Below are 13,131 nucleotides of genomic sequence, written 5' to 3'. Positions count from 1 at the left end.
ACTAGCGCGATTCAGGTCAAAGAGAGTCCTAATTATGCAGGGCGCAGTTGGATCAATGCCGGTTGGGAGCAGCAGACCGGCGCCAAATGAAAGGCCCGCTTCGTGCGGGCCTTCCGTGACGGTCGCGTTCGACTATTTCTGATCCTCGCTGCTGGTCCCGGACCCCGGACTGCCGATCGGCACCCCATTCGGAGCACGCCCGGCACCCATGTTTCGCTCGGCCTGAGCTGCCGTTGGCGACTTGCCGGCGGCAGTCGGCGCTTGAACATTGGGATTGGTCGGGCTGTTATTGGTGTTGATGTTGGCGCCTGTGGTGGTGCCCTGCGTTCCCATGCCGGAGGGAGCCGACGGCCCGGAATTGGCACTGCTGGGTGACGTTCCAATTCCCGCGCCCGATGAGGCCGCAGATCCGCCGCTGGTTCCGCCGGTCCCCGTGCCTGCCGCGGCACCCGCACCTGCGCCACCGCCGCCTGCGCCACCACCACCGCCTCCGCCACCACCGCCTCCTTGAGCAAGGGCGGCCGTCGAAAGCGCAGCACAAGCGATCGTGACGAGGATGGATTTACGGATCATGGATCGTCTCCCTGGTTTGGCAGACAATCCAGCCCGGCAGGAGTTGTTCCTTCCGCGGGGGAAGCGAGCTTCGCGTCTCAGGACTTTGGCGACTTGCGGTCCCACGGCCGCTTGCCATCGGCGTCGCGATCCCATGGTCGCGTGGCCGGAGCCCCCTTCTCATCCTCGGCAGCCTTCGCGCGGTCCGCCTGGACGCGTTCGCGATCGGTGAGAGGTGGGGCTGTGGGAACTGGATTCGTTTGAGCCAGAACCGGAAGCGTCGTCAGGAGCGCGACAATAAGGAATTTTGTCATTCCCGGCTCTAGCACTTTCACCTTGGCTTGTCCGATTTAAGTTCGGCCGCTGCGCAAGATCATCCCGTCACAATCGAACAGCGCGTCAATTATTACTCCGGTTCGCGCTCCTGAAGCTCTTGATCTCCGACACGCTGCCGTCGCGATAGGTCAGCTCCACCGAGATGGATTTCGTGCTTGGCGCGAGCTTCATGTAGAGCGGCATGCCGGCGCTGACCGCGCTGGGGTCGCGCATGTCGCAGGGCGGCATCTTCAGCACCTGGTTGGGCACGGCGCTGTCGACGCCGATGCGCACCTCGCGGATGGCGCAGCGGTAGGAGACGAGATGCGTGTAGTAGACGAGCAGCCCGTTGAACTCGCGGAACGACAGCCAGCTCGTCGAGGTCATGTCGAGGATCTTGCGCTGGTCGCGGATCAGCGCGGCCTCGGGATCGAACCTGATCGGGAACGGGCCCTGCATGTCGCCGGACTGATCGACATAACGGACCTCGATCGTGCCAGCCTGCGCATCCGGCGGCAGCTCGATCGACGGGTTCGGCATCCGCTTGCGGGTGCGCGGATCGAGCGTGTCGATGAACCCGGTCTCGCGGAAATCGCCCGTGCCGGCAATGCGCCAGGAAATGCCGAGCGTCGGATCAGCGAAAGAGAAGGTCACGCTCCAGCCGCCATTGTGACGCGAGAAGCTCGCGATCGGCGCGTTGAGGGTCTCCTCCTTGGGCATCTGCGGCACCGACACCGGCGGTAGCGCCGCGAGCTTCGTGGGCGGCGGATCGTCCGAACGCGCGGCGGTGTCCTTGGCGAGGCCGCTGAGGAAGACATCGTCGACCATCTGGTCGAAATAGACCGGCACCTGCCTGTGCTTCACGCTGTCGGCGAGCTCGCTGACGGCTCGGCGGGTACGCTGCGCCACCTGCACCAGATTCTCGCCGGGCTTGAGCAGCTCCTTGGCGAAGGTGCGCGTAAACACTGAGTTTGGATTGGCGTCGTCATTGGAGAGCCGATCGAGCGCGGTCTGGCGGGGACCCGCGGAGAACACCGAGAACACGCCCTCCGGCAACTGGGTCATCGGCGCGAGCCCGCCGGCGCCGGCAACCGCGCGGGTGCCCTTGCGCTCGAACGGATTGTTGCGGCAGGCGTCGAACACCAGGATCGAGGTCCGCGCCTTCTTGTTCTGCAGCCGCTCGACGATGCGGTCGGCCAGGATCGAGGCGTCGCGCACCAGCTCCTCCTGCCCTTCCGTCGCAGCCGGCACGTCGGTCGGCAGCAGATAGTTCTGGCCCGCGATCTCGAAGCCGTGGCCGGCATAGAAGAAGAAGGCGGTGTCGCCGGGCTCGATGGCCTTGTCGAAGGCGAGCAGCGTCTCGGAGAATTGCTGCCGGCTCTGGTTTTCGGCGACCATCACCGAGAAGCCGAGCTGCTTCAGCGTGTCGCCCATGGTGCGAGCGTCGTTGACCGCCTTGAGCAGCTTCGGCACGTTCTTGTAGTCGTTGTTGCCGACGACGAGCGCGACACGCTTAGCGGCCCAGGCGGGCCCCGCGAAACCGCTCAGGCCCACCGCGAGGCCAAGGGCCGCCAGAATTCTGAAAAGCCGACGCGTCATCGCAAAATTTCCCGTTGCAGAACCGGCCCTGCCACCGATCTTCGAACGGCAGTTCATGGGACCCCCCCTGCCGCTGTGTGATAGTCGGCCCAGACCTGACGACGGTTCAAGGACCCCGGGGGCTCCGATTGTACGATCCGACTATGGCCGATTCCGCTGGAATCTGTTTCCTTTTGGACAATTTCGCCGGAAGCGAGGGGCTGCCGTGTTGCACTGGTGTACGGACGAGGTCGACCCGAAGGATCGCTTCGACTATTGGCGCGAGGTGCGTGCCAAGGGGTTGTTCGGTGTCACCGCCGAGCTCGCGCGCGAGCGGCGCGCGGACTTCTTCGGCGAATTCTCGCTGCGTAAGCTGGGCGGCGCCGGCCTCGTCGAGCTGAAGGCCTCGCCCTACGCGGTCGAGCGCAGCGCGTCGGACATCGCCTATGCCCCGGGTGAGGCGATCTGCGTCTACCAACAGCTCGGCAGCGGCGGCTGGTTCGGCGGCATGCGCGCAAGCGACTTTGCCATTGCCAATGGCAGCTTCGCCACCAGCCATACCGACCTGCCGTACCGCACCGCCCCGCTGGGCACCGGGGGCTTCCACCTGCGGATCCTCAAGATCCCCGTGAGCCACATCCCGGTGCAGGACAAGCGCATGCGCGATCTAGCGCCCCGGACCTTCAACGATCCGGCCCTGGCGCCCCTGCTCGCGGCCTGCTTTGCCGATCTCAACGAAATCGCCGCGGACGATACGGCCTCTGCCGTCCAGTCGTCCTTGGTTCAGGCTTTGGCCCATCTGGCGCTGATCGAGCGCGGCGTCGTGCGGCCCGGCAGCCGGCGGGGGCAGCAGGCACTGCGGACCGCCCGCCTCTCGCAGTCCCAGCGGCTGATCGCGCGCCACCTTCAGGACCCCAATCTTGCGCCGGCCATGGTGGCCGACCTGCTCGGCGTCTCCGTTCGTCACCTGCACATGCTGTTCGAGATGGCAGAGAAGAGCTTTTCCCAGACGGTGACCGACGAGCGCCTGAAACAGAGCCGCCGCCTGCTGCGCGAGGCGCCGGAACGGCTGATCGCCGACATCGCGTCGTCGTGCGGCTTCGAGAGCCTGGCGACCTATTACCGGGTGTTCAACGCCGCCTATGGCATGGCCCCAGGTGATTTCCGGGCCAAGGGCACGGACGGCCGTTAGCTGCTGTCTTGGTTGCGGCCAGACGGAGGGGGGCTCGGGGGAAAACCCCAGCCGCGCCCGTGATTTGGGCAAAAACCTCAGGCTTTTTAGGCTCTTCCCGCGCCCGCTCCATTGACTTTGGCCAATTCCCGCCTATGTTCCGGGTCGACGCGGCTCAGATCGAAGAGCGATTCCTGAGCCTTGCGCTTTGTCCGCGTGAGTCAGCACCCCCAGCTTCTTCGAGAGCGCGCCGTTTCGGGGTGGAACGCGACAGCCTTATTACCCTCGATTCCGAACGGCGGTTTCGACCAGAGGCTCAATGTCCTTTTCAGATCTCGGACTGTCCGAAAAAGTCCTCGCCGCAGTGGCGGCCACCGGTTACACCACCCCCACCCCGATTCAGGAACAGGCGATCCCCCACGTCCTCGCACGCAAGGACGTGCTCGGCATCGCCCAGACCGGCACCGGCAAGACCGCGGCCTTCGTGCTGCCGATGCTCACCATCCTCGAAAAGGGCCGCGCCCGGGCGCGCATGCCGCGCACGCTGATCCTCGAGCCAACCCGCGAGCTCGCGGCCCAGGTGAAGGAAAACTTCGATCGCTACGGCGCCGGCCAGAAGCTCAACGTCGCCCTCCTGATCGGCGGCGTCTCCTTCGGCGACCAGGATGCCAAGCTGATGCGCGGCGTCGACGTGCTGATCGCCACCCCCGGCCGGCTGCTCGACCATACCGAGCGCGGCGGCCTGTTGCTCACCGGCGTCGAACTGCTCGTCATCGACGAAGCCGACCGCATGCTGGACATGGGCTTCATCCCCGACATCGAGCGCATCTGCAAGCTCGTTCCCTTCACGCGGCAGACCCTGTTCTTCACCGCGACCATGCCGCCGGAAATCCGGCGCATCACCGAAGCCTTCCTGCACAATCCGCAGAAGGTCGAGGTCTCCAAGCCCGCCACGACCGCCGTCACCGTTACGCAAGCCCAGGTGCCCGCCGGCCGCGAGGCGCACGAGAAGCGCGAATTGCTCCGCCGTTTGCTACGCGAGGCCAAGGACCTCAAGAACGCGATCATCTTCTGCAATCGCAAGCGCGAGGTCGCGATCGTTCACAAATCGCTGCAGAAGCACGGCTTCAGCGTCGGTGCCCTGCATGGCGACATGGACCAGCCGGCCCGCATGGCCGCGCTCGACCAGTTCCGCAAGGGTGAACTGCCCCTCCTCGTCGCCTCCGACGTCGCCGCCCGCGGCCTCGACATTCCCGAGGTCAGCCACGTCTTCAATTTCGACGTTCCCCACCACGCCGACGATTACGTCCACCGCATCGGCCGCACCGGCCGCGCCGGCCGAACCGGCACCGCGATCTCGATCGTGACACCGCTCGACCAGAAGTCGATGGCGGCGATCGAGAAGCTGATCGGCCAGAGCATTCCGCGCGCCGAAGGCGACTATGACGTCCACGCCGAAGCGGGCGAACAAGGCGAGCGTCCGCGCGAGCAGCGCGGCCGCGAGCGTTCACGCGGCGGACGCGGCAAGCCGCAGCGCGGCGAGCGGCGCGGTCATGACCGCGAGCGCAGCCACGAGCCGCGCGAGGCGCGTGGCGAGGCACGGGCGGCTCCCGAGGCGAGGCCGGCACGCGAGGCACGGCCTCCGCGCGAAGCCAGGCAATCATCCGAGCCGCGCAATGGTGTGCGCCCGCAAGCGAATTCGTCGCATGTGCCCTCGATCGGCCGTCCCGAGCCGCGCCGCCAGCGCGAGATCGACAGCGAGCCGGGCGATCACTCGCATCTGCCGGCGTTTCTTCTGCGGCCGGTGCGCTCCCCCGCCGGCGCCTGAAGCGCGCTGGCGCGCCAGATTTCGGTTGAAGATCCTTGATCTGCAATTTTTTGGATGCCCCCGTGAACGTATATTTACGGGGCGTTCACGATCGTCCGTTAGCCTACGAACATAATTTAAGGATTGCTGCGGTCGATGGCGCGTCGGCCGCCGTGGGGATGTTCAGTGATCAAGGTACTCGACGAACACGAACGCACGCTGGCGTTCGCCGAGGTGGCGCTCGGTCAAATCCGATCGCTTCGACAGACCGCCATCCCCCGCAATTACGAGATCTGGTACGTCTACGCCACCGGCTACAACGCACCGCTCAACAAGATCATCAATGAGACGCTGGCGCGCAGCGGCAAGCTGACCGAGGCCGATCTCGAGCAGATCTACGAAACCTATCTCTCCCACATCAAGACCACCGACCGCATCGATAAGGTCGGCGCGCGCGTCGTCGGCGAGATCGACGACGTGGTGAAGGTGTTGGGCGAGGCGCTCGGCATGACCGGGGCCTACGATACCAGCCTGTCGGATGCGACCGAGAAACTGTCGTCGGCCGAGAGCCGCGACCAGGTCAAGGCGATCGTCGAGGCGCTGCTGCGCTCGACCGGCGAGATGCGCGAGACCAACAAGGCGCTGGAAGACCGGCTGACGCTGTCGAAGAACGAGATCAGCAATCTCCAGCAGAGTCTGGAGGCGATCCGCGCCGAAAGCCTGACCGATCCGCTCACGGGCCTGGGAAATCGCAAATATTTCGACCGCATGATCGGCATGGCGGTGCAGAGCGCGCTGGCCTCGGGCGAGCCGCTGTCGCTGCTGCTGTTCGACATCGATCACTTCAAGTCGTTCAACGATTCCTACGGCCACCTCACCGGCGACCAGGTGCTGCGGCTCGTCGGCCTTTCGCTGAAGCAGACCATCAAGGGCCAGGACATCACGGCGCGCTACGGCGGCGAGGAATTCGCGGTCGTTCTCCCCAACACCGCGCTGCGCCAGGCGCTGACGGTGGCCGATCACATTCGCCGCGCCGTGATGGCGAAGGAATTGAAGAAGAAATCCACCGGCGAGCTCCTCGGCCGCGTCACCATCTCCGTCGGCGTTTCCATGCTCAGGGAGGGCGACGACACCGACGCGCTGATCGAGCGCGCCGACGCCTGCCTCTACGCCGCCAAGCGCAACGGCCGCAACCGGGTGATCTGCGAAGCCGATCCGGAATTCGCGATCGAGAGCCACAGCCGGGTGGCGTGACGTTCATCCTCGCATCTGTAGGGTGGGTTAGCGCAGCGTAACCCACCTCTTGTCTATCAAGATGTATGAAGTGGTGGGTTACGCTGCGCTAACCCACCCTACGCATCGCCTTCCCGGCAACCTTCTTCGCCACACCCTTCTTCGGCGCAACCTTCTTCTTCGCCGCCGTCTTCTTCGCCTTCGGTCGCTTCTTCACCTTGGCGCGCTGGGCGGCAGTGAGCGCCGCCCTCGCCCATTGCGCAAGCTCGGCGGAATCGTCGAACAGGCGCGCCGGCAGCTCCCAGTAGGAATTCACAACCACGGTCTTGGCGCGGGTCGAATACTGGAACGGCTTCGAGCCTTCGGCCTCGAAGTTGGGAATGGTCGTCTCGTCGGCGCGAAAAAACAGGCCGGCGCGCAGCGACAGCGCGAAATTGACGCCGTCGGCGGAGATGCCGTAGCCGGAGAACATTTTCCGGATGGTGACCGGGCCGAAATCGGCGAACAGGTCGATCAGGAATTCGCGATCCATCGGAGGCTTCCCTGCGCAAGCAAGTGAGCCTTCATAGCATTTCCGTCATTGCGAGCGAAGCGAAGCAATCCAGACTTCCGCCGCGGAGGCAGGTTGTATTGTTTTGTCGCCAGCGCAAAATTGCTCGCAATTTTGTCGCGGGCTCCTCGCAGTGACGCTGGAGAGTCTACCCGTCGATCTTTGCCGGCCGCAGCTCGACCGATTCGCCGCAGCCGCAGGCGGAGACCTGGTTGGGATTGTTGAAGACGAACTGGGCCTGCATCTTGTCGGCCTTGTAGTCCATCTCGGTGCCGAGCAGGAACAGCACGGCCTTGGGATCGACCAGGATCTTGACGCCTTTGTCCTCGACGACTTCGTCGGTCGGGCGGATGTCGTGGGCGTATTCGACCGTGTAGGACTGACCGGCGCAGCCGCCGTTCTTCACGCCGACGCGCAAGCCCACGATCTCCGAGTCCGCACGCTGGGTCAGCTCGGTGATGCGCTGGGCGGCGGCATCCGTCAGCCGCATCACCTGCGGGCGCGGGCGCCGCGGCTTCGGAGTGGATGCTGGTGTCGAGCCTGACGAAATCTGGGTCATGTTGTCTATGTGGTCCGTTGCGGAGCGAATTCAATGCGGCCCGAGGGCGTCACCACATGTTCAGCACGAGGCGGGCCTCGTCGCTCATGCGTTCCGGCGACCACGGCGGCTCCCAGACGACCTTGACGTCGACCACGCCGACGCCGGGCACGCTCGCGACCGCGTTCTCGACCATGGTCGGCAGCTCGCCGGCGGCCGGACAGTTCGGCGTCGTCAGCGTCATCTGCACGTCCACGGAACGGTCGTCCTTGATCTCGACCTTGTAGATCAGGCCGAGCTCGTAGATGTCGGCGGGGATTTCCGGGTCGAACACGGTCTTGAGCCCGGCGATGATCTCGCGGGTCAGCCGCTCGGTCTCCTCCGGCGGCAATGCCGAATGGGTCTCCATCGGATTGGCTTTGATTTCGGCCGTGTCACTCATGCAAACAAATCCCGCGCCTTCAGCAGCGCCTGTGCCAGATGATCGACTTCTTCCCGCGTATTATACATGCCGAACGAGGCCCGGCATGTCGCCGTCACGTTGAACCGCTCTAAAAGCGGCATGACGCAATGGGTGCCGGCGCGCACCGCGATGCCCTGGCGGTCGATCACGGTGGCGACATCGTGGGCGTGCGCGCCCTTGAGCTCGAAGGAGATCACGGGGCCCTTGCCCCGCGCCGTGCCGATCAGCCGCAGCGAGTTGATCTCGCGCAGGCGCTCCTGGGCGTAGGCGGTGAGGTCCGCCTCGTAGGCGGCGATGCGTTCCTTGCCGATCGAGTTGACGTAGTCGATGGCGGCGCCAAGGCCGACGGCCTCGACGATCGCCGGCGTGCCCGCCTCGAACTTGTGCGGGGGATCGCCGTAGGTGACGACGTCGCGCGAGACCTCGCGGATCATCTCGCCGCCGCCGTTGAAGGGGCGCATCGCGACGAGGTGGTCGTACTTGGCCCAGAGCACGCCGATGCCGGTCGGACCATAGACCTTGTGACCGGTGAAGACGTAGAAGTCGCAGCCGAGGTCCTGGACGTCGACCGGCAGATGCACGGCGCCCTGGCTGCCGTCGACCATTACCGGAATGCCGCGGGCGTGGGCGATCCTGACGACGTCCTTGACCGGCACGATGGTGCCGAGCGCGTTCGACATCTGCGTGATCGCGACCAGCTTGGTCTTCGGCGTCAGCAGCTTCTCGAACTCGTCGATGAGGAAATTACCCTCGTCGTCGACCGGCGCCCATTTGATCACCGCGCCCTGCCGTTCCCGCAGGAAGTGCCACGGCACGATGTTGGAATGGTGCTCCATGATCGAGATGACGATCTCGTCGCCTTCCCCGATATTGGGGGCGCCCCACGAAGACGCGACCAAGTTGATCGCCTCGGTCGCGTTGCGGGTGAAAATGACTTCCTCGGTGCGCGCCGCGTTGATGAACTGCGCCACCTTGGTGCGGCCGCCCTCATAGGCTTCGGTAGCGGCATTGGCGAGGTAGTGCAGGCCGCGATGCACATTGGCGTATTCGGACCTATAGGCCTGCGTCATGCGGTCGAGCACAGCGCTCGGCTTCTGTGCCGAGGCGGCGTTGTCGAGATAGACCAGCGGCTTGCCGTAGACCTGCATGGCGAGCGCCGGGAAATCCTGGCGCACGCGCGCAACGTCATAGGCGCCGTTCTTGACCGCCGGATGCGTGCTCATGACCGCCGCTCCAGCCAGCGCTCGGCGATGCCGATGACGTGCTCGCGCAAAGTATCATCGGCGATCTGCTCGATCGCCTCGCCGACGAAGGCCTGGATCAGCAGCGCCTGGGCCTGCTTCTCCGGCAGGCCACGGGCCTTCAGGTAGAACAGCAGACTGTCGTCGAGCGCGCCGGCGGTGGCGCCGTGGCCGCAGGAGACGTCGTCGGCAAAAATCTCGAGTTCGGGCTTGTTGTCGGCCTCGGCCTCGTCCGAGAGCAGCAGCGCGCGCGTCATCATCTTGCCGTCGGTCTTCTGCGCGTCGGGACGGACGATGATGCGGCCCTGGAACACCGAATGGGCGCGGTCGTCGATCACCGCACGGAAGATCTCGCGGCTGACGCAGTTCGGCACGGCATGGTCGACCACCAGCGTGGTGTCGCCGTGCTCGGTCTTCTTCAACAGGTTGACGCCGTTGACCGAGAGCTGGCTGCCCTCGCCCGCCAGCGTAATGAAGCCCTGCAAGCGGCTGACCGCAGCGCCGCTGGTCATGTTGAAGACGTTCAGCTTGGTGTTGGCGCCGACGGTAACGAACTGCGAGGTGATGTTCACCGCATCGGCGGCATCGTCCATCAGGCGGATATGCGCGACGTCGGCGTCGTCGCCGACCGAGATCATAACGGCGTCGTTGACCTGGTAGGCCGCAGCGCCGGCGGCGACGAAGCTCTCGATGATGGTGGCGCGGGCGCCCTTCCCGATCGCCACCTGCGAGCGGGTGAAAGCCGAGGCCGATGCGGCGGTCGCAACATGGATGATCTGGATCGGCGCAGAGAGCTGCGTTCCATCCGCGATCGACAGCACCACGCCGTCGGTCGCCAGCGCCGCGTTGACCGCGATCACGGCATCGGTGGACGCGGTCTTGAGGAGACCGGCATCCTTATCCAGCGTCTCGCGCAGAGTCTTGAAGCCGACCTCGGACGCAAGCGCCTTCACGTCTGAAAGCTCAGCCGCGAACACGCCGTCGACCAGCACCAGCTTGCGGGCGCCCGCGATGGCATGCGCCTTGACCGCGTCCGCGGCGCGCTTCAGCGCGGTCGCATCGGGCACGGCCGCCAGCGGCAGCACCTCGCCGACCAGCGCGCGCAGGTCGGTGTATTTCCATTCCTCGATCCGGCGGTGCGGCAGACCGAGACGCTCATAGGTCTCGAACGCCTCGCGGCGCGCCGCCATCACGTCAGGCGAACCCGGCAGGCGGCCTTCGGCGCTGGCGAAGAGATCGCTCACCGCGCGGCCGCTCCCGGTCTTTGCCACAGCAACGTTCATCTTAAAATTCCTTACGCGGCATCCTCGAACTGGGCGTAGCCGGAGGCTTCCAGCTCCAGCGCCAATTCCTTGCCGCCGCTCTTCACGACGCGGCCCCTGGACATCACGTGCACGACGTCGGGCACGATGTAGTTCAGCAGCCGCTGATAATGGGTGATGACGACCATCGCGCGCCCCGGCGAGCGCAGTGCGTTGACGCCGTCGGCCGCGATGCGCAGGGCGTCGATGTCGAGGCCGGAATCCATCTCGTCGAGGATGCACAGGCTGGGCTCGAACAGCGCCATCTGCAGCACCTCGTTGCGCTTCTTCTCGCCGCCGGAGAAGCCGACATTGACGCCGCGCTTGAGCATGTCCTGCGGGATGTTCAGCGACTTCGAGACTTCGCGGACCTTCTTGAGGAAGTCCGGCACCATCAGCTCGCTCTCGCCGCGCGCCTTGCGCTGCGCGTTCAGCGCCGTGCGCAGGAAATTCATGGTGGTGACGCCGGGGATCTCGACCGGATATTGGAACGCCAGGAACACGCCCTTGGCGGCACGCTCGTCGGGATCCATCTCCAGCAGGTCCTCGCCCCTGAACAGGATCTGGCCGTCGGTGACCTCGTAGCCGGGCTTGCCGGCGATGACATGGGAGAGCGTCGACTTGCCGGAGCCGTTCGGCCCCATGATCGCGTGCACCTCGCCCTCGTTCACGGTCAGCGTCAGCCCGTGGAGGATCTCACGCTCCTCGACACGAACCTTGAGGTCTTTCACTTCAAGCAAAGCCATAATGTTTTTCCATCTATCCCCTCATCCCAGGGAGCGCCGCAGGCGCGTCTCGAAGGATTGAGGCCACCAATCTTTCCGGTATCCATCCTTCGAGGCGGCCGCTTGCGCGGCCTCTTCAGGACGAGGTCCGAGCTAGCCGACCGACCCTTCGAGCGAGATCGAGATCAGCTTCTGCGCTTCCACCGCGAACTCCATCGGCAGCTGCTGCAGCACGTCCTTGACGAAGCCGTTGACGACGAGGCCGACCGCTTCTTCCTGGCTGAGCCCGCGCTGGATGCAGTAGAACAGCACGTCCTCGGAGATCTTCGAGGTCGTCGCCTCGTGCTCGAACGTCGCCGACGAGTTCTTGGCTTCGATGTACGGCACGGTGTGCGCGCCGCATTTGTCGCCGATCAGGAGCGAGTCGCAGGCGGTGAAGTTGCGCGCGCCGGTCGCTTTCCGGTGCGCGGTGACGAGGCCGCGATAGGTGTTCTGCGACTTGCCGGCGGCGATGCCCTTGGAGATGATCCGGCTCGACGTGTTCTTGCCGAGATGGATCATCTTGGTGCCGCTATCGACCTGCTGGAAGCCGTTCGAGATCGCGATCGAGTAGAACTCGCCGCGGGAATTGTCACCGCGCAGGATGCAGCTCGGGTATTTCCAGGTGATGGCGGAGCCGGTCTCGACCTGGGTCCAGGAGATCTTCGAGTTGGCGCCGCGGCAGTCGCCACGCTTGGTGACGAAATTGTAGATGCCGCCCTTGCCTTCCGAATTGCCGGGATACCAGTTCTGCACCGTCGAATATTTGATCTCGGCGTCGTCGAGGGCGACGAGCTCGACCACGGCGGCATGCAGCTGGTTCTCGTCGCGCTGCGGCGCGGTGCAGCCTTCGAGATAGGAAACGTAGGAGCCCTTGTCGGCGATGATCAGCGTACGCTCGAACTGGCCGGTGTTGCGCTCATTGATGCGGAAATAGGTCGACAGCTCCATCGGGCAGCGCACGCCCGGCGGCACGTAGACAAACGAGCCGTCGGAGAACACCGCCGAGTTCAGCGTCGCATAGAAATTGTCCGAGGTCGGAACCACCGAGCCCAGATATTTCTGCACCAGCTCGGGGTGCTCGCGGATGGCTTCCGAGATCGGCATGAAGATCACGCCGGCCTTCTTCAGCTCAGCCTTGAACGTGGTCGCAACCGAGACCGAATCGAAGACAGCATCGACCGCGATCTTGCGGCGGGCCGGATCTTCCTCGCCGGGCTTGGGCTCGACGCCTTCGAGCATGGCGACTTCCCGCAAGGGGATGCCGAGCTTCTCGTAGGTCTTCAGGATCTCCGGATCGATCTCATCCAGCGAGGAGACCGTCTTCTTCGGCTTCGGCGCCGCGTAGTAATAGAGGTCCTGGAAGTCGATCTTGGGATAGTCGACGCGGGCCCAGGTCGGCTCCTGCATGGTCAGCCAGCGCCGATAGGCTTCGAGCCGCCACTGGAGCATCCAGTCGGGTTCGTTCTTCTTCTGCGAGATGTATTTGACGATCTCTTCCGACAGCCCCTTGGGGGCCTTCTCGGAGTCGATCAGGGTTTCAAACCCATAACGATACTGGTCGACGTCGATGCGCTTCACGCGCTCGACCGTCTCTTGTACGGCTGGCATTCCATCC

The 13,131-nt window shown here is 64.9% G+C and carries 12 protein-coding genes; 3 read left to right on the top strand and 9 right to left on the bottom strand.

What is annotated here, in order from left to right; all coding sequences use genetic code 11:
- Positions 1-132: 132 nt before the first annotated feature.
- Positions 133-573: a hypothetical protein gene (locus tag I6F31_RS20005; RefSeq protein ID WP_157783962.1), complete on the bottom strand. Its 441-nt coding sequence runs from the start codon at positions 571-573 to the stop codon at positions 133-135.
- A gap of 378 nt (positions 574-951) precedes the next feature.
- Positions 952-2,466 carry a caspase family protein gene (locus I6F31_RS20000; RefSeq protein ID WP_035999953.1) on the bottom strand — a complete coding sequence of 505 codons (1,515 nt, stop codon included), beginning with the start codon at positions 2,464-2,466 and terminating at the stop codon, positions 952-954.
- 205 nt (positions 2,467-2,671) lie between these two features.
- On the opposite strand from I6F31_RS20000, the gene I6F31_RS19995 reads away from it, so the two are divergent.
- The 3 genes from I6F31_RS19995 to I6F31_RS19985 all read left to right on the top strand — a co-directional run bounded on the left by I6F31_RS19995 (position 2,672) and on the right by I6F31_RS19985 (position 6,677).
- A complete protein-coding gene (locus I6F31_RS19995; protein ID WP_085968757.1) occupies positions 2,672-3,637 on the top strand; it encodes a helix-turn-helix domain-containing protein in 966 nt (321 codons plus the stop codon).
- Between the two features lie 298 nt (positions 3,638-3,935).
- The gene (locus I6F31_RS19990; RefSeq protein ID WP_035999958.1) at positions 3,936-5,444 is read left to right on the top strand and encodes a DEAD/DEAH box helicase; all 1,509 of its coding nucleotides are present in this window, start codon (positions 3,936-3,938) and stop codon (positions 5,442-5,444) included.
- Between the two features lie 165 nt (positions 5,445-5,609).
- Positions 5,610-6,677: a GGDEF domain-containing protein gene (locus tag I6F31_RS19985; protein WP_035999961.1), complete on the top strand. Its 1,068-nt coding sequence runs from the start codon at positions 5,610-5,612 to the stop codon at positions 6,675-6,677.
- A gap of 88 nt (positions 6,678-6,765) precedes the next feature.
- On the opposite strand, the gene I6F31_RS19980 is transcribed toward I6F31_RS19985, so the two are convergent.
- From I6F31_RS19980 to sufB, 7 genes are all read right to left on the bottom strand, one after another.
- Positions 6,766-7,188, bottom strand: a complete 423-nt coding sequence (locus I6F31_RS19980) for a TfoX/Sxy family protein (protein ID WP_035999965.1) — start codon at positions 7,186-7,188, stop codon at positions 6,766-6,768.
- A 166-nt stretch (positions 7,189-7,354) separates the two neighbouring features.
- Positions 7,355-7,765: an iron-sulfur cluster assembly accessory protein gene (locus I6F31_RS19975; RefSeq protein ID WP_074447904.1), complete on the bottom strand. Its 411-nt coding sequence runs from the start codon at positions 7,763-7,765 to the stop codon at positions 7,355-7,357.
- A 49-nt stretch (positions 7,766-7,814) separates the two neighbouring features.
- Complete coding sequence (locus tag I6F31_RS19970; RefSeq protein ID WP_018641712.1) at positions 7,815-8,186, bottom strand: SUF system Fe-S cluster assembly protein; 372 nt, start codon at positions 8,184-8,186, stop codon at positions 7,815-7,817.
- Complete coding sequence (locus tag I6F31_RS19965) at positions 8,183-9,430, bottom strand: cysteine desulfurase (RefSeq protein WP_035999971.1); 1,248 nt, start codon at positions 9,428-9,430, stop codon at positions 8,183-8,185. The genes I6F31_RS19970 and I6F31_RS19965 overlap by 4 nt, the downstream gene beginning before the upstream one ends.
- Entirely contained in the window at positions 9,427-10,731 is a 1,305-nt protein-coding gene (sufD, locus tag I6F31_RS19960; RefSeq protein ID WP_035999974.1) for a Fe-S cluster assembly protein SufD, read from the bottom strand. The genes I6F31_RS19965 and sufD overlap by 4 nt, the downstream gene beginning before the upstream one ends.
- Positions 10,732-10,742: 11 nt before the next feature.
- On the bottom strand, positions 10,743-11,495 hold the full coding sequence (sufC, locus tag I6F31_RS19955) for a Fe-S cluster assembly ATPase SufC (RefSeq protein WP_035999976.1): 753 nt from the start codon (positions 11,493-11,495) through the stop codon (positions 10,743-10,745).
- A 132-nt stretch (positions 11,496-11,627) separates the two neighbouring features.
- Entirely contained in the window at positions 11,628-13,124 is a 1,497-nt protein-coding gene (gene sufB, locus I6F31_RS19950; RefSeq protein WP_225185997.1) for a Fe-S cluster assembly protein SufB, read from the bottom strand.
- Positions 13,125-13,131: the final 7 nt, after the last annotated feature.

The organism is Bradyrhizobium sp. NBAIM01 (assembly GCF_020194115.1).
GTDB lineage: Bacteria > Pseudomonadota > Alphaproteobacteria > Rhizobiales > Xanthobacteraceae > Bradyrhizobium > Bradyrhizobium yuanmingense.
The sequence above is the reverse complement of the archived record's forward strand: the minus strand, read 5'-3'. Positions and strand labels throughout refer to the sequence as shown.

What these genes read in the sequence shown, in the direction of transcription:
- I6F31_RS20005 (WP_157783962.1), bottom strand. Translation starts at nt 573, where the DNA reads ATGATCCGTAAATCCATCCTCGTCACGATCGCTTGTGCTGCGCTTTCG.
- I6F31_RS20000 (WP_035999953.1), bottom strand. Translation starts at nt 2,466, where the DNA reads ATGACGCGTCGGCTTTTCAGAATTCTGGCGGCCCTTGGCCTCGCGGTG.
- I6F31_RS19990 (WP_035999958.1), top strand. Translation starts at nt 3,936, where the DNA reads ATGTCCTTTTCAGATCTCGGACTGTCCGAAAAAGTCCTCGCCGCAGTG.
- I6F31_RS19980 (WP_035999965.1), bottom strand. Translation starts at nt 7,188, where the DNA reads ATGGATCGCGAATTCCTGATCGACCTGTTCGCCGATTTCGGCCCGGTC.
- I6F31_RS19975 (WP_074447904.1), bottom strand. Translation starts at nt 7,765, where the DNA reads ATGACCCAGATTTCGTCAGGCTCGACACCAGCATCCACTCCGAAGCCG.
- I6F31_RS19970 (WP_018641712.1), bottom strand. Translation starts at nt 8,186, where the DNA reads ATGAGTGACACGGCCGAAATCAAAGCCAATCCGATGGAGACCCATTCG.
- I6F31_RS19965 (WP_035999971.1), bottom strand. Translation starts at nt 9,430, where the DNA reads ATGAGCACGCATCCGGCGGTCAAGAACGGCGCCTATGACGTTGCGCGC.
- sufD (WP_035999974.1), bottom strand. Translation starts at nt 10,731, where the DNA reads ATGAACGTTGCTGTGGCAAAGACCGGGAGCGGCCGCGCGGTGAGCGAT.
- sufC (WP_035999976.1), bottom strand. Translation starts at nt 11,495, where the DNA reads ATGGCTTTGCTTGAAGTGAAAGACCTCAAGGTTCGTGTCGAGGAGCGT.
- sufB (WP_225185997.1), bottom strand. Translation starts at nt 13,124, where the DNA reads ATGCCAGCCGTACAAGAGACGGTCGAGCGCGTGAAGCGCATCGACGTC.